Source organism: Streptomyces sp. Go-475 (genome assembly GCF_003330845.1).
Taxonomy (GTDB): Bacteria; Actinomycetota; Actinomycetes; order Streptomycetales; family Streptomycetaceae; genus Streptomyces.
The window spans coordinates 6044335-6064775 of record NZ_CP026121.1 but is presented as its reverse complement, the minus strand read 5'-3'; the positions used below and the strand labels follow the sequence as shown (position 1 = coordinate 6064775).

Sequence of the window (20441 nt, the reverse complement as noted above, 5' to 3'; positions counted from 1 at the left end):
GGATCAGTGGGCGGGAGGCACCGCCGCGGGGGTGAGGCGCAGCGCGGAGAGGGCCTCGCGCACGGCCGCCTCCAGTTGCGGGTCGCGGCCCGCCGCCCAGTCCTGGGGCGCGATCGCGACCTCGACGTCGGGGTCCACGCCCCGGTTCTCCAGTCCCCAGCCGGGCCCGTCGAACCAGAACGCGTGCTTCGGCTGGGTGACGAGGGTGCCGTCGACGAGGACGCCGGGGTCGTCCATGCCGAGCGCCCCGCCCCAGGTGCGGGTGCCGACCACCCGGCCGATGCCGTGGTGGCGTACGGCGTGGACGGCCATCTCGGCGTCGGAGCCGGTCCGTTCGTCGGCGAGGACGACGACCGGGCCGCGCGGCGCCTCCTGCGGGTAGGGAGCGGGGCCGCAGCGGCGGGACACGTCCCAGCCGCTGATCCGGCGGCCGAGTTTCTCCAGCAGCAGCGGCGAGATGTGGCCGCCGGTGTTGCCGCGCAGGTCCACGAGCAGCCCGTCGCGGGCGAGTTCCGGTCCGAGGTCCCGGTGGAGCGCCGCCCAGCCGGCGGACATCATGTCCGGCAGGTGCAGATAGCCGAGCCGGCCGCCGGAGCGCTCGCGGACCGTGGCCCGGCGCCCGCGCACCAGGTCGTGGTAGCGCAGCTCGGCGTCCGAGGCGAGGGGCACGACCACGACGTCGTGGTCGCGGCCGGCGCGGCGCAGGGTCAGGAGCACGGGCTCTCCGGCCCGGCCGGCGAGGGCCGCGGCGGGTCCGTGCACCGGGTCCACGGGCCTGCCGTGCACCGCGACGATCCGGTCTCCGGTCCGCGCGTCCACCCCGGGTTCGGCCAGCGGCGAGCGGGCCGCGGGCGCCGAGGACTCCCCCGGCAGGATCCGGTCGATGCGCCAGGCGCCGTCGCCGTCCGGCGACAGGTCGGCGCCGAGCAGCCCCGGCGCGGGGGTGGCCGGTGCCGGGGCGGGCGGCCGTACGTAGGCGTGCGAGGCGCCCAGTTCGCCGTGGAGTTCCCAGAGGACATCGGCGAGTTCGGCCTGGGTGCCGGCCCGGTCCGCCAGCGCGGCGTAGCGCTCGCGGTGCCCGGCCCAGTCGGTCCCGGCGAGGTCGGCACGCCAGAAGCCGTCCCGCATGAGCCGCCAGGCCTCGTCGAACATCTGCCGGCGCTCGGCCACGGGATCGACGGTGACGCGGATCCGGCCGACCGGCACCGGCGTCCGCGCGCCGCCCGGAGCCGCGGGCCCGGCCAGGAGGCGGTCCGCGACCCGTACGGCGAGGCGCAGTCCGTCGCCGGAGACGGCGTACCGGTCGGCGTCCCCGGCGAGCGTGCCGCACTGACGGGACGTCAGGTCGTAGTGCTCCAGGCGGGTTCCGGTGCCGTCCGGCTCGGCCGCCGCCTCGCCGAGGTTGCCGGCCAGGGGGTGGCGCAGCCACGCCAGACCGCCGGCGACCGCGGTCAGGCCGGTGCGCAGGCCGGGACCGACCGGCACCGGGACGATCCGGTCGGCGAGGCCCTCGAAGTCCACGGTCGTCGCGGCCGGGTCGTCGTCCCCGCCGTGCGGCCGCGCCGGCCCGGGCCCGTGCCCGGGGCCGAACGGCGAGGGGGTGCCGACCGCGAGCGCCACCAGGTAGGGGCGGACGCCGGGCAGGAAGCCGAGGTCGAAGCTGTGCTGGTCGTAGACGGGGTCGAAGGTGCGGTTGGACAGGAACGCCAGGAACCTGCCGTCCCGGGTGAAGACCGGGTCGGTGTCGTTGAAGCGCGGGGCGGTGACGTCGGTGATCCGGCCGTCGGACAGCCGGGCGAGGCGGATGTGCGACCCCTCCGCCGGGGTCGACCCGTCCGACGGGCGGTACAGCTCCGCCCACGCGAGATGGCGGGAGTCCGGGGAGAAGGCCGGTCCGCGCACCTCGCGGTGGGCGCTGCGGGCGATCTCGGTGGTCTTGCCGGACTCCAGGTCGACGACGAGCAGGCGTCCGTCGTCGCAGGCCACCGCGCAGCTCCCGCCGTCCGGCGCGGCGGCCAGCGCGGTCACCCGGCCGAACTCGCCGTGCCCGATCCGGCGGGGGCCGGCGGCGTCCGGCCGGGCGATCTCCAGGCCGTCCTCGCCGCCGGCGTCGCTCACGCAGACGACGCCGCCGTCCGAGGGCAGCGCGACGGGCAGCCGCCGGCGCACCCCGGGGTCGTCGAGCAGGGTGCGGGGCACGCCGCTCGTGGCCGACAGCAGGTGGACGGTGCCGCGCACCTCGACGGCGAGGGTGTCCCCGGCGGCGTCCAGGGCGAAGTCGCCCAGCGCCTGTTCGCCGGTGACCTGGAACGGCAGCCGTCCGGCGCGCAGGGCGCCGAGCGTGATGCGCAGGCGTACGGGCGCGGCGTCGAGCGACGGCAGCAGCCACAGGTCGCCGCCGGCGGCGTAGACGACCCGGCTGCCGTCGGTCGTCGCGTGGCGGGCGTAGTGGCCCGTCGTCGGCGTGTGCCGGCGCAGCCCGGAGCCGTCCCGCGCGGTGGAGTACAGGGCGCCGGTGCCCTCGTGGTCGGAGAGGAAGGCGATACGCCCGTCCACCCACATGGGGTTGACGAGGTGTCCGCCGACGTCCGCGAGGATCCGGGTGAACTCGGCACCGTCCGGCGCGTACCAGATCCGGCCGCCCATGCCGCCGCCGTACCGCTTCCAGCAGGCGGGGTCCCGGAAGACGGGTGTGCCCAGCAGGACCGCGCCGTCCGGCCCGTGCGCGACCTCGTCGGCGGGGCCGTACGGCAGGCAGCGCGCGGGGCGGTCCAGCGGCACGGCCCAGGCGCGGGTGCGCCACTTGCCGTGTCCGGGGCTGCTCCTGACGGCCAGTACCTCGGTCGGGGACAGCCAGCCCCGTACGGCGCAGTCGGCGTCGCCCCAGTGGGTCAGGCGTCGGTACGGCTCGGATCCGGGCAGGTCCGGCCCGGCCACCACGGCCGTGTGCAGGTCGTGGTCCGCCGTCCAGGCCACGCGCCGGGCGTCGGGGCTGAGCCGGGGGTGTGCGGCGGACGCGGCGCCGGTGGTGACGCGCCGGGCGACCGCGGTCGTCCCGGTGGCGTCCGCGAGCGGGGCCAGCCAGACGTCGCCGTCGGCGACGAAGGTGACGAGGTCCCCGGCGAGGTGCGGATGGCCGAGATACGGCTCGGGGGCCGGGGTGAGGGCGGTGTCGTCCGTCATGCGTCCACCAGGCGGCGGTCGATGACGGGCTTGATCTTGCCGCTGGTGGCGTTGCGGGTGAGGCCGCCTTCGGGGTGGCACTCGACGACCAGCTCGAAGACGTCGAGGGCGTCGTTGAACAGGTGCTCCTGGTCGAGGGTCTTGAACTGCCGCGCAAGGTGGTCGCGGACCTCCCCGGCGTCCAGGGCCAGGGGCGACTCGACCCGGGCGATCACGGTCTCCCTGCCGTCCACGGAGACGATCTCGACCTGGAGCTGGGAGACCCGGAACACCTCCAGGGCCGCGAGCATCTCGGCGTGGGTGACGGTGGCGCCCTTGACCTTGACCTGTCCGTCGGCGCGGCCCAGGTATTCCAGGACGGGCCCGGACACCCCGCACGGGCAGTCGTACTGGAAGACCCGGCCCAGGTCGCCGATGCGGTAGCGGATCAGCGGGCCCTCGAACTTCTGCAGGCTGGTGATCAGCAGTTCGCCGGGTTCGCCCTCCGGGACGGGGACGAGGTTCTCGTCGACGACCTCGATGAGGTTGTAGTCCGGGCAGGCGTGGTGCAGCGTCCCGCCCATCCGCGCGCACTGGTAGCCCAGTTGGGCACCGTCGTTGGCGGCCAGGATGCTGGTGACGACCCGGGCGCCGAGCTCCTCGCGCAGCCAGTCCTTGTCGGTCTCGGTCATGGGCGTACCGCCGTAGACGACCTTCTCCAGGCGCAGGCCGGGCCGGCGCTGCTTCGCCTCGCGCAGCAGCGGCATGATCAGCACGGGCAGGCCCAGCAGGGCGTTCGCCTCGAAGCTCTCGCAGAGCATGAGCAGGTCGTCCACGGAGATGGCCTGCGCGGTGGAGTAGCACTCCAGGGGCATCCGGGACAGCTCGCACAGGGTGGTGCTCAGACCGCCGTACAGGCCGCCGCCGTACAGGGTGTTGATCAGCCGGTCGCCGTTCTCCAGGCCGAGGGTGCGGAAGAGGGGGATGGCCTCGCGGATCATGTTCTCCCAGTCGGTGCGGGAGTACACGATGTAGCGGGGGGCGCCGGTGCTGGCGCCGCTGCGCAGCACCTCGCCCGTGCGCGGCCGGTCGGTGGACATGCCGCGGCTGCCCGGCAGGGAGTTCGCCTCGAGCGCCGCCTTCTCCAGGACGGGCAGCCGGCCGAGGTCGTCCAGACCGGTCACGGCCGGCAGGTCCCGGTAGAACGGGGTGCGGCGGGCCTGCCCGACGAGGTAGCGCAGCCGGGCCCCCACCCGGTCGGCCTCCCGCGCCCGGTCGGCGCTCCGGGCCGCGGACAGGGTCGTGCCGCGCAGGTGCTCGCGCCGCAGGAGCCGGTGCGGCCAGGGAGCCCGGCAGTCCTCACCGGGCACGTCGCCCACCAGCCCGGCCGGGTCGGCGGCCTCCCGCGCCCCCAGGACGATCAGGATGTCCTCGGTGTCGCCGGACGGCGAGCCGGAGACGGGCTCGGCGAAGACGGCCGGGTCGAAGGGGGCCGGGTCGAGGGCGGCCAGGCCGAGGGCGGCCTCGGGACGGGTGTCGGGCGTGCCCGTGCGCAGGACCGGTACGACGTCGGGTACGGCGACCGGCCGTGCCCCGGCCGGGACGGGGGCGTCCGGGGCGGTCGCCCGCAGCGGCGGAAGGGGATGGCCGAAGGCGCGCAGCCGGCCGGCGAGCGCGGTCCAGAAGGACTCCCGGACGGTGCGGACGACGACCTCGTTGCCCACGGCCCAGGCGAGCAGCAGCCCGCGCAGGGTGTTGCCGGGCCGGTGGTCGTCGAGGACGACCACACCGGCCGGCGAGATCAGGTAGACGTCGTCGCTGTCGACCGCCGGCTGCCAGGGGAACTGGCCGAGGCCCCCGAGGAGCCTGTCCAGTCCCTCGGTGACGGCGGCACCGGCGAACAGCCCGGCCAGGGCGGACAGCCCGGCCTCGCGAAGCAGCCGGGCGAGCCCGGACTCCGGCTCGGCCAGCGCCCGCTCGGCGTCCTCGACCGCCAGCAGCAGATCGGTGGGGTAGTACCTCATGAGACGTTCCTCAGCTCGGCGGTGGCGGAGGGCTCTGCGGAGGCGGCCAGATCCATGGACGCGGGGACCGCCGCAGCAGCGGAAAGCTCCACCGGACCGGGAGCCGCCGCGGAAGCGGACAGACCCGCACCCGGCAGGGCCACCGCAGACGCAGCAAGCCCCACCTCCGGCGCGGCCGCCGCCGCAGCGGTCGGCTTCACCGTGATGGCGCGGACGCACTCCCGCAGGAAGTCGCCCAGCACCTCCGAGTCCCGGTGGGAGGCCTCCACGAACACCGGTACCAGCCACTCCTGGTAGGTGACGTGGTCCGGCAGCGGCTCGGTCGGGCCGAGTCGGTGCAGCCGGTCGACGCACGGGTGGTGCGCCAGGTGGTCGGGCACGGTGACGTCGACCGTCGTGCCCGGCGGCAGATGGTGCCCGGGGAACACCAGCCACGCGTGGTGGCGCCCGGTCGCCCCGGACGGCTCGGGCCGGGGGAGCCCCAGCCGGACGGCGATCTCGTGCGTGGGCAGATGGACGCCGCTGTGCCGTTCGTGCGCGGTGATGACCCCGGCGCCGCCGACCCGGTTGGCGACCTCCAGGAAGACCAGGTCCCCCTCGGGGGTCTCGAACATCTCCAGGTGCAGGCACCCCTCGGTGATGCCGAGCGCCTTGACGACCCGGGCGGCGAAGGCGAAGTGCGTCTCGTCGTACGGCAGTTGGTACGAGCCCAGCGGTGTGCCGGTGACGAAGTCCACCGGCTTGGTGATGTACCGGCTCACCACGAGGTGCACCAGCTCGCCGTCGCTGACCAGCCCGTCGGCGTGCAGGATGTCGCCCTCGACGTACTCCTCCAGCTGGTGTTCGCGCGGGTTGTCCAGCCGGCGGTAGGCGCTCAGGGCCTCCCTGGCGGTCGCGTACACGGCGACGCCCTCGCTGGAGGCGCCCTGCCGGGGCTTGACGACGGTCCGCCCGGACCAGGGCAGCGGGCCGCAGGCGGGCGGGGCCGCGACGAACCGCGGGTACCGGATGCCCGAGCCGGCCAGGGCGGCCTTCATGCTGACCTTGTCGCGCACCCGTTCCACCTGCGCGAGGTCCGGGCCCGGCAGCCCGAGGTGCTCCCGTACGCGCCGGGCCTCGAACATGGCGAACTCCGAGAGGGAGAGCACCTTCTCGTAGCCGTCGGCGCGCGAGGTGCGGGCGAGGATGCCGTCCAGGAGGTCTTCGCCCTCGTCGAGCACGAGCCTGCGGCACCTGAGTTCGGCGGGCAGGTCGGCCATGCGGTGCGGCTGGCCGATGTACGTGACCTCGTGAAGGTCGTGGTCGATACCGCGGTGGTAGTCGATCTTGCGGTACGGAACCTGGTGTATGACGAGAATCCTCATCCTTGAATCCCCCGGTATTCCAAGGCCGTGATGCCCCAGCTGAACCCCATGGCGCTGGTCGCCAGCACGACCAGGTCCCCGCTGCGCAGCCGCCGCTCGTCCGCCAGTTCCCGCAGGGCGATGAGGGTGTCGGCGCCGCCCATGTGGCCGAGCCGGTCGTAGTTGAAGACGCTGCGCCCGGCCGGGATCCCGATGGTGTCCAGGAGCCGTTCGTGCATCCGCCGGTCGCCCTGGTTGATCAGGAAGTGGTCGATGTCGTCGGGAGTCCGGCCGAGCGCCGCCAGGGTCTCCTGGAGCAGCGCCGAGAAGTTGGCGACGTACGCCTCGGACAGCCCCGGCCGGTGCGGCTCCCGGCGGATCCTGACCCGGCCCTGCCGCCACTCCCCCGCGTAGTAGTCCACCCAGCCGGGATCGGTGCGCATGGCCGAGTGCAGCAGTTCGAACGACCGGGGGCCGTCGGCGGTGACGAGCATCGCCGCCGCGGCGTCCCCGAAGTTGAACAGCGCCCGGGAACCCGGGTCGGTGCGGTCCACCATCCGGCTGAGCCGGTCGGCGACGAGCACCAGGGCGTACTCGCCCGGGCCCGGGCCGGCCCCGTCCAGGGCCACCCGGAGCGCCACCGAGCCGGCGTTGCAGAAGTTGGTGACCTCGAAGCAGTGCGCGCGGTCGATGCCCAGCTCATGGGCGACCTTCGCGGCGGGCGACCAGAACGGGACGTCCCACTCGCCCGAACCCGCGTAGATCACCTGGCGGATGGCGCCGCGCGGCACCGGCGTGCGCCGCAGGACGGCCAGGGCCGCCTGCAGCGCCAGCTCCCAGGACAGCTCGTGCTCCCCGAGGACGGGGAACTCCTTGCTGTGGGTGACCTCCAGGATGTCCGGGACGGGCACACCGGACGTGGTGTGCAGGTCCTCGGCGCTGATCCGGGAGGCGGGGAAGCATACGTCGAAGTCGACTATGCCGCCCACTGCTCACCCGATTCGATGCTCACCCGGTGCACCGTCCGGTTCACGCCCGGCTCCACGTCGGTGGCCGCGTGATACGTCGTCCTGGTCTTCCACACCAGCAGGTCGTTGGTGGTCCACCGGTGGGTGTAGACGTGCTCCGGGTCCTGGATCAGGCCGTCGACGAGGGTGAAGAACTCCTCGGTCTCGTTGGCGTCGAAGCCCACGACGCCCTCCATGTACTCGCGGGACCCGTACAGGTAGGGGCGGCCGGTGACCTCGTCGTGCCGCACCAGCGGGTGGCGCACGGGCGGGTGTTCCGTCTCGGCCTGCGCCTTGAACTCCGCGGCGGACAGCCCGACGTGCTCGGGGCGGATCCGCAGCCGCTTGGCCACGGTGTGGATCCCCGTGGCGTCGGCCAGCTTCCGCTTCCACTCCTCGGGCAGCCGGTCGTACACGTCCACGGCGCTGGCGAAGAGGGTGTGGCCGCTGGTGCCGGGGACGTTGACGCCGTGCAGCATGGTGAACGGCGCGGGGTCGGCGACGAAGGTGGAGTCCTGGTGCCAGAAGTTGCCCACCCGGGCCACGCCGATCGGCTTGTCGTTCTTGACCTCGTTGGACGAGATCATGATCTCCGGGTACTCCGGGTGGCGGTACTTGCTGATCACGAACGGCACGGGCCGGCCGAGGCGCGAGGCCAGGGCGATCTGCTGCTTCGGCGTGAGATCGATGGAGCGGACGACGACCAGCTGCCGCTCGTGCACGTTGCGTACGAGCTCGTCGAAGACCTCGGGCCGCTCCAGGTCCTCGTAGACGGCCCCGGTCAGCTCGGCACCGATGTACGGGGTGATGTCGGTGAACTTCACGAGAGTCTCCCTCAGGCGTCTGCCAGGCACGCGGTGAGCGCCTGGACGAAGTAGTCGATCTGCTCGCGGGTGCGGTACGGAGCCACGGTCACCCGGAACCGTTCGGTGCCCCGGGGCACCGAGGGGAAGTTGATGGGCTGGACGTAGATGCCGAACTCGTCCAGCAGGCGCCGGGCCACGCGGCGGACACGCTCGGCGCCCGGGACCATCACGGGGACGAGGTGGCTGTCGGCGTCGATGAAGTCGATGCCGGCCGCGCGCAGGGCGTTCTTCGTGTACCGGGTCCCCGCGTCCAGGGCGACGCGCAGTCCCCCGTCCCGCTGCACCAGGTCCAGGCCCTTGAGCGTGGCGTCGACGCCGGCCTGGGGCAGGGCGGTGGTGAAGATGAAGCCGGGGGCGAAGGAGCGCACGTAGTCCAGGGCGGTGTCGGGCCCGGCCACATAGCCGCCGACCGTCCCGATGGCCTTGCCGAAGACCCCCTGGATGAAGGTGGCCCGGTGGTCGCCGAGTTCCTCGCTCAGGCCGGCGCCCGTCGGTCCCCGCACACCGATGGCGTGCGTCTCGTCGACGAATGTGAGCGCGTTGTACCTCTCGGCGAGATCGAGAAAGGCACTCAGCGGCGCCACGTCCCCGTCCATGGAATAGACGGTCTCGAACACGATGATCTTGGGCTGCTCAAGCGGGTACCGGGAGAGATCGCTTTCCAGGGCGTCCGCGTCGTTGTGCCGGAATACATGCTTCCGGCATCCGGTGCGGGAAATTCCCTCGATGAGCGAGCGGTGATTCAGGGCGTCCGAGAACACGACCGTGTCCGGCACCGCGGAGATCATCGTGCTCAGCGACTCGAAGTTCGCGACGTACCCGCTGGAGAAGATCAGCGCCCGCTCTTTCCCGTGCCAGGCGGCGAGCCTCTCCTCCAGCTCCACATGACTGGCGCTGGTGCCCGCGATATTGCGGGACCCGCCGTTTCCGGTGCCGTGCCGGAAGGTGGACTCGATCTGCGCGAGAATGACGTCCGGATGCTGGCTCAGCCCCAGGTAGTCGTTGCTGCACCAGACCTGGAGCCGCCGGTCGCCGTACTGGGTCTGACCACGGTCGTCGGCCCGGTGGGCACCCGCGATGAACTCGCGGTAGAGCCCGTTCACCTTCAGGTCGTCGAGCCTTCTGCGGAATTCTCCCAGGAGGACCGTTTCCCGCGCCTCGCTGCCGATGATGGTCACGCGCCCCACCCGGAATCGTCGGGCTTGACGGTGACGTTCGCCTCGGCGACCGCGAAGCCGCCCCCCGTCGGAGCGGACATCCACAGCGCAAGAGCCGAGAAGGCTCCGGCCGCAAGCATGCTCACAGCACGTCGATATCGCGTCTTCATCTCAGTCCCCCAGAATCCTGCACGAGACGGCCTTTTCACCGCCCCCTGTGACGGAAAGAGATCCTGCCGACACTGAGGGCACAGATCCAGCCGCAGGTGGGATCATGAATCTGCACTACGGAAACCTGAAGGGGGGGCACATGTGCACAGAAATGGACAACCTCGCCAGAACCGGTGAGGTGGAACTCTGCGACCGGGGACTCACCCAGTACCGGGACGCACTCATGAACGGCAGCACCTCTACGGAGGTGGCGGAGTGTCTCCATACCCTGGGGCTGCTCCGGCCCGCCGCATCGAACTCCGGAACGCTCGAACCCGTGTCACCGGACGTCGCCCTGAGCGTGCTCAGCCAGCCCATCCACCGCGTCATCCTGGAACAGCAGGATGCCCTGGCCGCACTGCACCTCGCGATTTCACGTGCCAACAGCACCTACGCGGACGTGCAACAGCAGCGACGAGCGCCCGTCCGGCCGCTCCTGGGGGAGGAGGCCATCAGCGCCTCGCTGGAGGAGGCCGTACGGTCCTGCCGGGAGGAACTCCTCACCGCCCAGCCCGGCGGCGGCCGCTCCGAGAACATCCTGGCCGAAGCCCTCGACCGGGACCTCGCCCTGCTGGCCCGGGGTGTCCGGCAGCGCACCCTGTACCAGCACACCGCCCGCTCGCACGGCCCCACCCTGACCTACATCGAGCAGGTGGCCAAGAACGGCGCCGAGGTCCGCACGCTCGACGAGCTGTTCGAGCGCCTGATCATCTGCGACCGGACCGTGGCCTTCATCCCGAACGCCCAGCAGGAGCGCCGTCAGTCGGCCCTCATGATCGAGCACCCCGGGGTCGTCGCCTACCTCGTCGGCGTCTTCGAACACGCCTGGGAGCGAGCGGATCCCATCCCCGTCGTGGCGTCCTGCCAGCGGCCGCCGCTGCTGACCGACCAGACGCGGCAGGCCATCTTGCGGTTGATGGTCGACGGGTACACCGACGCGAGCATCGCGAGCCGTCTCGGCATGAGTTCCCGCACGGTCGCGGCCCACATCAAGAAGGCCGCGGAGGCGCTGGGCAGTCGCAGCCGTGCCCAACTCGCCTATTTGGTCGCGCAGTCGGGGGTGCTGGACCAGCCCGCAGGACAGCAGGCGAGCTGAGCCGCACCGTCGCGTGCGCCGACGACGCGACGGGTGGCAACGCCCTCGGCCCCCGATCCGCACCAGGGATCGGGGGCCGAGTCGCCGCGTTCCGGACCGGGCCGCGGCAGCAGGACTGCGGGACCCGGTCAGCGGTTATGCCTTCGAACCTCCGGCCTCCGGGGACTCCTCGGCCCCGGCGGCACCGGAGGCCTCGCCGGATGCCTCACCGGATGCCTCACCGGATGCCTCACCGGAGTCCGCCGACCGCGCGACGGCCTCGGCAGCGGAGGAACCCTCGGCGGCCACGGCCTTCGACGCCTGCGCCGACTTCTCCACGGCCGCCGCCGGCACGAGCTCCACGGCCTGCTTGGCCTCCGAGAGGAGCACGGTGTCCTGCGGCTGCTGGTCGGCGAAGTTCTCCGGGTGGTGGCAGGCGACCCGCTGCCCGGCGCGCAGCTCCGCCAGCGGCGGCTCGGTCGTCCTGCAGATCTCCGTCGCCTTCCAGCACCGGGTGTGGAAGCGGCACCCGCTCGGCGGGGCGATCGGCGAGGGCACGTCGCCCCTGAGCAGGATGCGCTCGCTCTTGGCCGCCCTGCGCCGCGGATCCGGGATCGGCACCGCGGACAGCAGGGCCTTGGTGTACGGGTGCATCGGACTGGCGTACAGCGCGTCCCGGTCGGCCAGCTCGACGATCTTGCCGAGGTACATCACCGCGATCCGGTCCGAGACGTGCCGGACGACCGACAGGTCGTGCGCGATGATCACGTACGTCAGGCCGAGCTCGTCCTGGAGGTCGTCCATCAGGTTGACGACCTGGGCCTGGATCGACACGTCGAGCGCGGAGACCGGCTCGTCGGCCACGACCATCCGCGGCTTCAGGGCCAGTGCCCGGGCGATGCCGATGCGCTGCCGCTGACCGCCGGAGAACTCGTGCGGGTAACGGTTGTAGTGCTCGGGGCTCAGACCCACCAGCTCCAGGAGGCGCTGGACCTCCTGCTTGACGCCGCCCTCCGGTTCCACGCCCTGCAACCGGAACGGCGCCGAGACGATGGTGCCGATGGTGTGCCGGGGGTTCAGCGAGCCGTACGGGTCCTGGAAGATCATCTGCACGTCGCGGCGGAGCGGGCGCATGCCGCTCGTGCCGAGGTGCGTGATGTCCTTGCCATCGAACTCGATCTTCCCGCCGCTGGGTTCGAGCAGCCGCGTGATGAGACGGCCCATGGTCGACTTGCCGCAGCCGGACTCGCCGACGACGCCGAGGGTCTCGCCGCGGCGCACCTCGAAGTCGATGCCGTCCACGGCCTTGACCGCCCCGGCCTGCCGCTGCAGCAGGCCCTTCTTGATGGGGAAGTGCTTGACCAGTCCCTCGACCTTGAGCAGCGGTTTCTCATCGTCGGTCACGGCCGTCGTCCCTGCCCGGGTATCGGTCTCGCTCACAGCTTCGGCGCAATCTCTTCGTTCCAGATCCGGGTGCGGTCCTCCTGCGACAGGTGGCAGGCGGTGAAGTGCCTGCCGCCCACCTCGCGCAGCTCGGGCCGCTCGGTGCGGGTGATCCCGCCCTTGGGGAGGTCCGCGTACGGACAGCGGGGGTTGAACGCGCACCCCGAGGGGACGTTGATGAGGCTGGGCGGCTGGCCCTTGACCGGGATGAGCCGGTCGGTCTGCTCGCGGTCGATCCGCGGCATCGAGCCGAGCAGGCCCCAGGTGTAGGGATGCTGCGGCTGGTAGAAGATCGTGTCGACCGGTCCGCGCTCCACACAGCGCCCGCCGTACATCACGAGGATGTCGTCGGCGATCTCGGCGACCACGCCGAGGTCGTGCGTGATGATGATGACCGCGGAGCCGAACTCCTTCTGCAGGTCCCGGATCAGGTCGAGGATCTGCGCCTGCACGGTCACGTCGAGCGCGGTGGTCGGCTCGTCCGCGATCAGCAGCTCGGGATTGTTGACCAGCGCCATGGCGATCATCGCGCGCTGGCGCATACCGCCGGAGAATTCGTGCGGGTAGCTGTTGACGCGCTTGTCGGGCTCGGGGATGCCGACCCGGTCGAGGAGTTCGACGGCGCGCCTGCGGGCGGTCTTCTTGTCGACGTCGTGGTGGACCCGGTACGCCTCGACGATCTGGTTGCCGACCGTGTAGTACGGGTGCATCGCGGACAGCGGGTCCTGGAAGATCATCGCCATCTCATGGCCGCGCAGCCGGCGCACCTCGTCGGGGCTCGCCGAGACGAGTTCCTTGCCGTCGAGCCAGATCTCGCCGGACATCCGCACGTTCTTGCCGCGGTTGCCCAGGCGGTGCAGGCCCATGATGGCCAGCGAGGTTACCGACTTGCCCGAGCCGGACTCGCCCACTATGCCGAGGGTCTGGCCCTTCTCCAGCTGGAAGGAGAGCCCGTCGACGGACTTGACCAGGCCGTCGTCGGTCGGGAAGTGCACCTTGAGGTCACGCACGTCGAGGAAGGCCCGGGGGCCCTCCCCGCTGGGCGTCGGCTCGCCCACGGCGGCCCCGGTCTTGGTCAGTTCGGTCACGAGAGCCTCACGCGCGGGTCGACGGTGGCGTACAGCACGTCCACCACCAGGTTGCAGAGCACGACGAAGAAGGCCGCCAGCAGGGTGACGCCGAGGATCGGCGGCAGGTCGTTGTCGGTGATGGCCTGGACGGCGTACTGGCCGATGCCGGGCAGGGAGAACACCGACTCGGTGATCACCGCGCCGCCGAGCAGCAGGCCGATGTCCATGCCGAAGACCGTCACGATCGGCGTGAGCGCCGCCCGCAGGCCGTGCTTGACGACGACCTTGCGCTCCTTCAGGCCCTTGGCCCGTGCGGTGCGGATGAAGTCCTCGTTCATGGTTTCGAGCATGCCGGACCGGGTGAGCCGCGCGTAGATGGCGGAGTACAGCAAGGCCAGCGAACACCACGGCAGGAACAGGGTGTTGGCCCACTGGGACGGGTTCTCGGTGAACGGCACATAGGTCCGCCCGAAGATGTCCAGCTGATAGCTGAAGACGAGCAGGGCCAGCTGGCCGGTGAAGAACATGGGGAGCGACACACCGGCGAGGGCCACGCCCATCGCGGCGCGGTCGAAGAACGAGCCCGGCTTGAGCGCGGAGATCACACCGGCGGCGACGCCCGACAGCAGCCACAGCACGGCGGCGCCCGCGGCCAGGGAGATGGTCACCGGCAGCCGGTCCACGAGCTGGGGCCAGACTTCGATGTGGTTCTTGAAGGAATAACCGAAGCAGGGCAGCTCGCACTTGACCGTGTTCGGGCCGAGGTTGTAGGTGGCGCCGGAGACGATCCCCTTGATGAACTCCCAGTACTGCTCGTAGACCGGCTTGTCGAGCCCGAGGTTCTGCTTGACCGCCAGGATGTCCTCGGGCGAAGGGTTCTTTCCGATGTACTGGGCGGCCAGCTGGTCGGGACTCTGCCCGGCCAGTCTCGGCAGCAGGAAGAAGATGCCGAAGGTGACCGCGGTGACGACCAGCAGCAGGATCACTGCCGCGATCGCCCGGCGGATGATGTACGAGATCACGGGGACCGGCGCCGGCGCCCGCGGGGGGTGAGCCCCACGGGCGCCAATGCCTTCACCTGCCTTCCAGGGCTGCTCTTCGCGCTACTTCTTCGTCGTACCGAGGTTGAGGGCGTCGTACTGACCGCTCCAGGCGGCCGAGGAGACCACGTTGGTGGCGTTCGGCGAGCGGTACAGCAAGACCTTGAAGTAGGTCAGCGGCACGATGACGGCCTCGTCCATCGTCTTCTTGTCGGCCTCGGCGTAGGCGGCGTTGCGCGCCGACTCGTCGGGGTTCTGGATGGCCTCGTCGAGCAGCTTGTTGACCTCAGCGTTGTCGAACGACGAGAGGTTGGTGTTGCCGGAGGCGCTGATGGCCTTGCCGTTGAGGATCTGGTTCAGGTAGCCGTAGCCGGTCGGCCAGTCGGCGCCCCACTGCATCATCATGATGCCGATGCCCTGCTTCTTGGCGAACGCGGGCACACCGGCGTAGTCCGTGAAGTACTTGCCGGACGGGTACTGCTTCATCTCGGCGTTGATGCCGACCTTCTTCAGCGAGTCGATGATCGCCGTGGCCGCGTCGACCTCCTGCTGACGGTCGCTGCGCGCGGAGATGTAGGTCTTGAAGCCGTTCGGCTGCTTGCAGGCGCTCAGGTGCTCCTTGGCCTTGGCGGCGTCACCCTTGTTGCCCTTGGTGGGGTAGGCGTCGAACTTCTGGTAGCCGATGACGTCCGGCGGCAGCACCGTGGAGGCGATGTCACCGCGGACCGGGCCGCCCTGCGCGGTCTGCACGGCCACCTTGTCGATGGCGTACTGCACGGCCTTGCGGCACTCGACGTTGTCGAACGGCTTGACCGTGGTGTTGAGCGCCGCGTAGACGAGACGGCCACCGTAGGTGTTGTCCGTGTTGGCCTTCTGGTCCTTGTTGTTGAGCAGCTGGGCCTGCGTCTGCGTGTCCACGCCGCGGCCCGCCAGGTCGACGGTGGTGGTGCCGGCCATCAGGTCCTTGTCGATCGTGGCCTGGTTGACCTTCAGGTTGACCACGATCTTGTCCGGGTACTGCTTGCGCAGCGGGTCGGTCTTGGCGCTCCACTCGGGGTTGCGCACCAGGGTGACCGACTTGCCCTCCTCGTAGCTCTGGAACTTGTACGAGCCAGAGGAGACGATCTTCTTGGTGTAGTCGACGCCGGTGTCCTTGGCCTTCGGCACCGGAGCCGTCTGCGGGGCGGTGACCAGGTAGTCGAAGTCCGTGAACGGCTGCTTGAGCTTGAAGGTGATCGTGTACTTGTCCGGCGTCTCGATCGACGCCAGGCCCTTGTCGCTCTTGTCCTTGTACGGGCCCTTGTACTTGTCGCCGCCCTCCAGGAACTGGGCGAAGTAGTTCGGACCGAGGGAGAGCACGTCACGGGCGAAGTTGGAGCGCTCCACCGCGTACTTGACGTCCGCCGAGGTGACCTCCGTGCCGTCCTCGTACTTCACGCCCTGGCGGAGCTTGTACGTCCAGGTCTTGCCGCCGTCGGACGACTGACCCTTGCCCTCCGCCAGGTCCGGCACGATCTCGTTGCCCTTCTCGCCGGGGGCCGGCTTGAAGGTGAGCAGCGGACGCGCGTAGAGGCGGCTGAAGTTGTACATGTACGCGTAGTACGTGTTGCCCGGGTCGAACGAGTCCGGCACGTCGGACATCGCGTAGGTGACCGTGCCGCCCTTCTCCGTGGAGGCGTTCACGACCGACTTGGTGGCGGCATCGGCGGTGGCCTTGCTGCCGCCGTCGTCGCCGTTGTCGTCGGCCTTGCTGCAGCCCGCCAACACGAGGCTGGCGCTGCTGATGGCCGCAGCGACGGCAATTGCTGACCTTCGCATGATGGTCGGATTCCCCTTCTGAAGTTGAACACTTGGGCTGGACACGGCACCGGCCGCGACCGCAGACGTCAGCGGCTGCGGGGGTCGAGAGCGTCCCGGAGGCCGTCACCGAGGAGGTTGAAGGCCAGTACGGTGACGAAGATGGCGAGACCGGGGACGAGCATGTACTGGGGATCGACCTCGAAGAAGTCGACCGCCTGGTTGAGCATGCCGCCCCACGACGCCTGCGGCGGCTGGATGCCCACGCCGAGGAAGCTGAGGGAGGCCTCGAAGAGGATGTTGGTCGGGATGAGCAGCGTCGAGTAGACGATGATCGGCGCGACCAGGTTCGGCAGCAGCTCCTTGAAGAGGATGTACGGCCCGGAGGCGCCCATCCCCCGTGAGGCGTCGACGAACTCCCGCTCGCGCAGCGCCAGCGTCTGACCGCGGACGATGCGGCCCATGTAGGGCCAGTTGAAGAAGCCGATCACGAAGATCAGCACGAGGATGTGCAGCGGGAGGCCCTCGAGTCCGAACGCGCCGCCCTGGAGCGTCGCCGAGATGGCGATGGCGAAGAGCAGCAGCGGGAAGGCCAGGAACGTGTCCATGAGCCGGCTGATGACCGCGTCGACGCGCCCGCCGTAGTAGCCCGCGATCAGGCCGAGCACGGTGCCGATCGCATTGGACAGCACCGTAGCTCCGAAGGCCACGACGAGGGAGACCCAGGAGCCCTCCAGGATGCGGGCGAGGATGTCGCGCCCGAACTTCGGCTCCACACCGAGGGGGTGGTCCCAGCTCATACCGCCGAAGTCACCCTTGGGGAGGGTGGTGTTGGGGTCGATGAGGTCCTGGTGGAAGGCGTTGGGGTCGAGGCCCAGCAGCGACTGGAGCGGGCGGGACAGTGCGGCCGTCAGGATGAGCAGCACGACCACGACGCCGCCCGCGACCGCCACCTTGTCGCGCTTGAAGCGGGTCCAGGCGATCTGCCCGAGGGACCGGCCCTCGATGTTCTGGGACTTCACACCCGCCAGCACGGCCTCCGGCTGGGCCTCGGCCTGCGATCCGGTGGTCTCGATCGGTGCCGTCACAAGTGCCCTGCCCCTTCTCGCCGGTGGTCACCGGCCCCCTTGCCCACCGTTGTCGGCGGCTTGATCCACTGTGGCTATGGCGTGGCGTCCGCAGATGGTACGGCCACCGTCAGGCCGATCCTCAGCTTGGTATCGCTCACAGGATCGACGGCCTCGCGCCTGAGAGGCGAGTCTTCAACGCGCTCACGATCACACGCCAGGCCTGATGGAGAAAGTATGCGCAACCGTGATGCCGACAAGGGGATTCCGTTATCCGGACACGCAGGCGCGTGGTCCGGACGATACGGCGTTGGACGTACGCGTCACGCCGCGTGCCACCGGCGTCCGCGAGCGGGACGGCCGGCGGGGCGACGGCAGGTGCCGACCGCGTCAGTACCGGCCCTGCGCCGGCGGGTAGCCGTAGCCCGAGGCCGGGGCCTGGACGGGGGCGGTGGCGTGGGCCTCGCGGTCGTAGAAGGGCCGGGCGTTCGCCCGCAGCCACATGGCGACCGGGTCGTGCTCGTCGGACATCGCGACGGTCGAGACGGGGAGCCCGTCCGGTACGGCGCCGAGGGACTGCTGCATCATCGCGCGCACCGAGTCCACGGCCGGCGGCGAGGCGTCGTACACATCCAGGCCGATCGCGAGGTACGGCGCCCCGAGCGCGGGCTGCACCCAGGCGCGGCGCAGGGAGCGGACGGCCGGGGTGCGGTGGGCGTTCTGCGCGAGCAGGGCGTAGAACTGCGGGACCTCGATGGCCGGTTCGGACAGCCGCAGCGGTCCGGCGGGCTGGCGGTCCAGGCCCGTGGCGATCCGGCGCAGGTCGAGCCAGGGGATGCCGACGCCGCCGCCGGGGGCGTGCGGGTTGAGCCAGAGGCCGTAGTGGTCGGGGTAGAGGGCGCGGGCGACGTCGACGCCGTCGACCACCTCGTAGGAGCGGTTCCAGCCGCTGGCCGACAGCTCCTGCGCGGAGGTGACGCAGGGGGCGTAGCCGTAGCCGTCGACCTCCATGTTTCCGTACTGGGCGTCGGGTGACCCCGCCTGGCCGTGCCACAGGAGCATCCAGATCTGGCCGGTGTGCGGGGTGGCGAGCGCGCGCAGGAGGGCCTCGTAGGCGTCATAACGCCCGGGCGTGACCTGGCGCAGCATGTGCTCGACCTGTCCGGCCGCGGCCGTGCCGCTCGCGCTCACCTTTACCGCCCCTTCGTACAACGCCTCGACCGTGACCTAGCTTAAGCCCGCGCGGGAGCTCGGACCCGGTGCCGGTTCCCGGGTGCGGTCGTGCGTCGCCGGTCGCGCCCGCGCGGCGGAGCCGCATCATGTCACTGCCGCGCGCCCCGAGGTCGATGCCCTACCGCTGGTAGAAGGGCCGGACCCGGTCCCTCATCCAGTTGCCCACCGGGTCCTCCGTCACGTCCAGGAGGACGAGGTTGACGGGCCAGGGCGCCGGTGCCGTGGTGACGGCCCGGGTCAGGGCCTCCAGGGGCAGGGCCCGCAGGTCGCCTTCCCACTGGGAGAGTTCCACGCCCACGAACATCACGGGGTCGGCGGTCTCGATGGCGGCGAGGCAGCGGCGGGCGGTGAGGACGACGCCGATCGCCTCGAACTCGGCGGACGCGGCGGCGAGGAAGTCCACCGGGTCGTCCTGCCAGTCCGGCTCGAAGAGGCGGACCCGGCCGCCGCTGGCGGGGCCGTCCAGGGGGGTCCGGCCGGCCCGGCACAGCTCGGCCACGGCGGGCGGCGGGAGCGGGATGCCGACGACACCGCCCGGGTTGACGGCGATCCCGGCGTGCGGGGGCAGACCGCGGGCGAACTCCACGGCGGGGGCGATGGTGTACGGCATGTGGGAGCCGGCGACCTGGCGGAACTGCTCCTCGGAGCTGAACACCGGGACGTACGCCTGGCCGTCGATCTCGATGCCGGGCAGGTCGAGGGGGCCGCTGTGCGGGCCGCCGCCGTTGGGCAGCGGGACCCACACGAAACTCCGGCCGAGCACCTCGACGATCCGCCCGCCGGCGGACGGCCCGGCGCCGAGGGAGGCCGAGAGCACCTCCTCCAGCTCGTTGCCGGGCCATCCGCCGTGCGGGTGGGTCTGCGTCTGCGCCGGGAAGTCCGCGGAGAAGTCCGCCGGGAAGTCCATCTGCCTACCGCCTGCCTGGAACCACTGCTGTGGCCCAAAGGCTAACGGCTCCCGGCCGACGACCGGCGGGCCCGGGGCCCTGGGCGATCGGTCCGGGAGCCGTGAGGCACGGCATCGGCTCCAGACCCGTGACACACGGCCGGCCCCCGGCTCAGCCCGTGAAGGCGATGCGGCGCAGGGTGTTCGCCGCGTCGCGGTCGACCACGATCGCGCCGCCGCAGCCCGAGGGCAGTTCGCCGGCTTCCACGGCGCGCAGCAGGCGGGTGGTCGCCGCGCGGTGGCGCAGGAACGCGTAGCGCGAGACGCCGCGGCCGCGGTCGCGCTGGCCTGCCAGGGCCTGTTCGGGCGTGACGTCGAGGAGGAGCAGGTGCAGGGTGCCGCCCCGGCGGCGGGCCTCGCGGGCCAGCCAGCGGCGGACCCACGCCTGCGTGCCGCAGTCGTGCACGACGACCCCCTCGCCGCCGCGCAGGGCGCGGCGCAGCCCGGCGTAGTGGGCGAGGCGGACGAGGGGGCGGTAGACCGCGTAGGGAAGGAAGGGCGGCATGCGGCGGTCCCAGCGGTCGCGGGTGTCCTGGGAGTCGACGCGCGGGCCCGGCACGGTGCGCCGCATGAGCGTGGACTTGCCGCTGCCGGGCAGGCCCGTGACCACGACGAGGTCGCGGGGGCCGAACAGCAGCGCGCGCGGGCCGCGGCCGGCGCGCTCGCGCAGATCGCGGACGACCGGCGCCGGCACCGGGCCGCAGGCCGCCCGGGCCGGTGCGGCGGCCGGCTGCTCGGGCAGCGCGATGCCCGTGGTCGTGGCGTACGCCGTGGTCCTGTTCACCGTGATCGTCCTCCCCTGGGGCCAGGTACGGAGTCCCATCCCCGCCGAGTGTAAAGAGAAGGTAATGCCGGAGGCTCTCGTTTCGGTCCTTGTCCTGCAACAGGGCTGCTACAGGGTGTCGCGGGTCGCTGCGGCTCGCTGTGTCCGGCGCGGGGGACGCTGTGCACTCCCTGGGAAAGGTCCCCCTGCCGCGCCGGAAGGATGCGTGCAATGATGT

16 protein-coding genes are annotated in these 20441 nt (G+C 71.4%); 1 reads left to right on the top strand and 15 read right to left on the bottom strand.

What is annotated here, in order from left to right; all coding sequences use genetic code 11:
- Nucleotides 1–3 precede the first annotated feature (3 nt).
- Genes C1703_RS28025 through C1703_RS40200 form a run of 7 tightly spaced genes read right to left on the bottom strand, consistent with a single transcriptional unit; the run spans nucleotide 4 to nucleotide 9705 of the window.
- The gene (locus C1703_RS28025) at nucleotides 4–3183 is read right to left on the bottom strand and encodes a S41 family peptidase (RefSeq protein WP_114255436.1); all 3180 of its coding nucleotides are present in this window, start codon (nucleotides 3181–3183) and stop codon (nucleotides 4–6) included.
- On the bottom strand, nucleotides 3180–5186 hold the full coding sequence (locus C1703_RS28020) for a phenylacetate--CoA ligase family protein (protein WP_114255435.1): 2007 nt from the start codon (nucleotides 5184–5186) through the stop codon (nucleotides 3180–3182). Before C1703_RS28020 ends, C1703_RS28025 begins: the two co-directional genes overlap by 4 nt.
- The gene (locus C1703_RS28015; RefSeq protein ID WP_232840618.1) at nucleotides 5183–6550 is read right to left on the bottom strand and encodes a hypothetical protein; all 1368 of its coding nucleotides are present in this window, start codon (nucleotides 6548–6550) and stop codon (nucleotides 5183–5185) included. Before C1703_RS28015 ends, C1703_RS28020 begins: the two co-directional genes overlap by 4 nt.
- Nucleotides 6547–7518 carry a 3-oxoacyl-[acyl-carrier-protein] synthase III C-terminal domain-containing protein gene (locus C1703_RS28010; protein ID WP_114255434.1) on the bottom strand — a complete coding sequence of 324 codons (972 nt, stop codon included), beginning with the start codon at nucleotides 7516–7518 and terminating at the stop codon, nucleotides 6547–6549. Before C1703_RS28010 ends, C1703_RS28015 begins: the two co-directional genes overlap by 4 nt.
- Entirely contained in the window at nucleotides 7506–8360 is an 855-nt protein-coding gene (locus C1703_RS28005) for a TauD/TfdA family dioxygenase (protein ID WP_114255433.1), read from the bottom strand. The genes C1703_RS28010 and C1703_RS28005 overlap by 13 nt, the downstream gene beginning before the upstream one ends.
- A gap of 11 nt (nucleotides 8361–8371) precedes the next feature.
- Nucleotides 8372–9580, bottom strand: a complete 1209-nt coding sequence (gene hemA / locus C1703_RS28000; RefSeq protein WP_114257631.1) for a 5-aminolevulinate synthase — start codon at nucleotides 9578–9580, stop codon at nucleotides 8372–8374.
- Complete coding sequence (locus C1703_RS40200) at nucleotides 9577–9705, bottom strand: hypothetical protein (RefSeq protein WP_269803217.1); 129 nt, start codon at nucleotides 9703–9705, stop codon at nucleotides 9577–9579. The genes hemA and C1703_RS40200 overlap by 4 nt, the downstream gene beginning before the upstream one ends.
- 341 nt (nucleotides 9706–10046) lie before the next feature.
- Between C1703_RS40200 and C1703_RS27995 the strand changes: the two genes are divergently transcribed.
- Nucleotides 10047–10865 (top strand): LuxR C-terminal-related transcriptional regulator, encoded by an 819-nt coding sequence (locus C1703_RS27995; protein WP_232840617.1) that lies wholly within the window; start codon nucleotides 10047–10049, stop codon nucleotides 10863–10865.
- 135 nt (nucleotides 10866–11000) lie between these two features.
- Here the strand turns inward: C1703_RS27995 and C1703_RS27990 are convergent, their stop codons facing one another.
- The 8 genes from C1703_RS27990 to C1703_RS27955 all read right to left on the bottom strand — a co-directional run bounded on the left by C1703_RS27990 (nucleotide 11001) and on the right by C1703_RS27955 (nucleotide 20224).
- Nucleotides 11001–12284 carry a dipeptide ABC transporter ATP-binding protein gene (locus C1703_RS27990; RefSeq protein WP_114255431.1) on the bottom strand — a complete coding sequence of 428 codons (1284 nt, stop codon included), beginning with the start codon at nucleotides 12282–12284 and terminating at the stop codon, nucleotides 11001–11003.
- Nucleotides 12281–13375: an ABC transporter ATP-binding protein gene (locus tag C1703_RS27985; protein ID WP_114255430.1), complete on the bottom strand. Its 1095-nt coding sequence runs from the start codon at nucleotides 13373–13375 to the stop codon at nucleotides 12281–12283. The genes C1703_RS27990 and C1703_RS27985 overlap by 4 nt, the downstream gene beginning before the upstream one ends.
- Nucleotides 13372–14379, bottom strand: a complete 1008-nt coding sequence (locus C1703_RS27980; protein ID WP_114255429.1) for an ABC transporter permease — start codon at nucleotides 14377–14379, stop codon at nucleotides 13372–13374. Before C1703_RS27980 ends, C1703_RS27985 begins: the two co-directional genes overlap by 4 nt.
- Nucleotides 14380–14460: 81 nt before the next feature.
- Nucleotides 14461–16215, bottom strand: coding sequence for an ABC transporter substrate-binding protein (locus C1703_RS27975; protein WP_198678298.1), 1755 nt, complete (start codon nucleotides 16213–16215; stop codon nucleotides 14461–14463).
- 68 nt (nucleotides 16216–16283) lie between these two features.
- A complete protein-coding gene (locus C1703_RS27970; protein ID WP_114255428.1) occupies nucleotides 16284–17282 on the bottom strand; it encodes an ABC transporter permease in 999 nt (332 codons plus the stop codon).
- A gap of 369 nt (nucleotides 17283–17651) precedes the next feature.
- Entirely contained in the window at nucleotides 17652–18452 is an 801-nt protein-coding gene (locus tag C1703_RS27965; RefSeq protein WP_114255427.1) for an enhanced serine sensitivity protein SseB C-terminal domain-containing protein, read from the bottom strand.
- 160 nt (nucleotides 18453–18612) lie between these two features.
- Nucleotides 18613–19401: an enhanced serine sensitivity protein SseB gene (locus C1703_RS27960; protein WP_114255426.1), complete on the bottom strand. Its 789-nt coding sequence runs from the start codon at nucleotides 19399–19401 to the stop codon at nucleotides 18613–18615.
- 151 nt (nucleotides 19402–19552) lie between these two features.
- On the bottom strand, nucleotides 19553–20224 hold the full coding sequence (locus C1703_RS27955; RefSeq protein ID WP_114255425.1) for an AAA family ATPase: 672 nt from the start codon (nucleotides 20222–20224) through the stop codon (nucleotides 19553–19555).
- Between the last annotated feature and the right edge of the window lie 217 nt (nucleotides 20225–20441).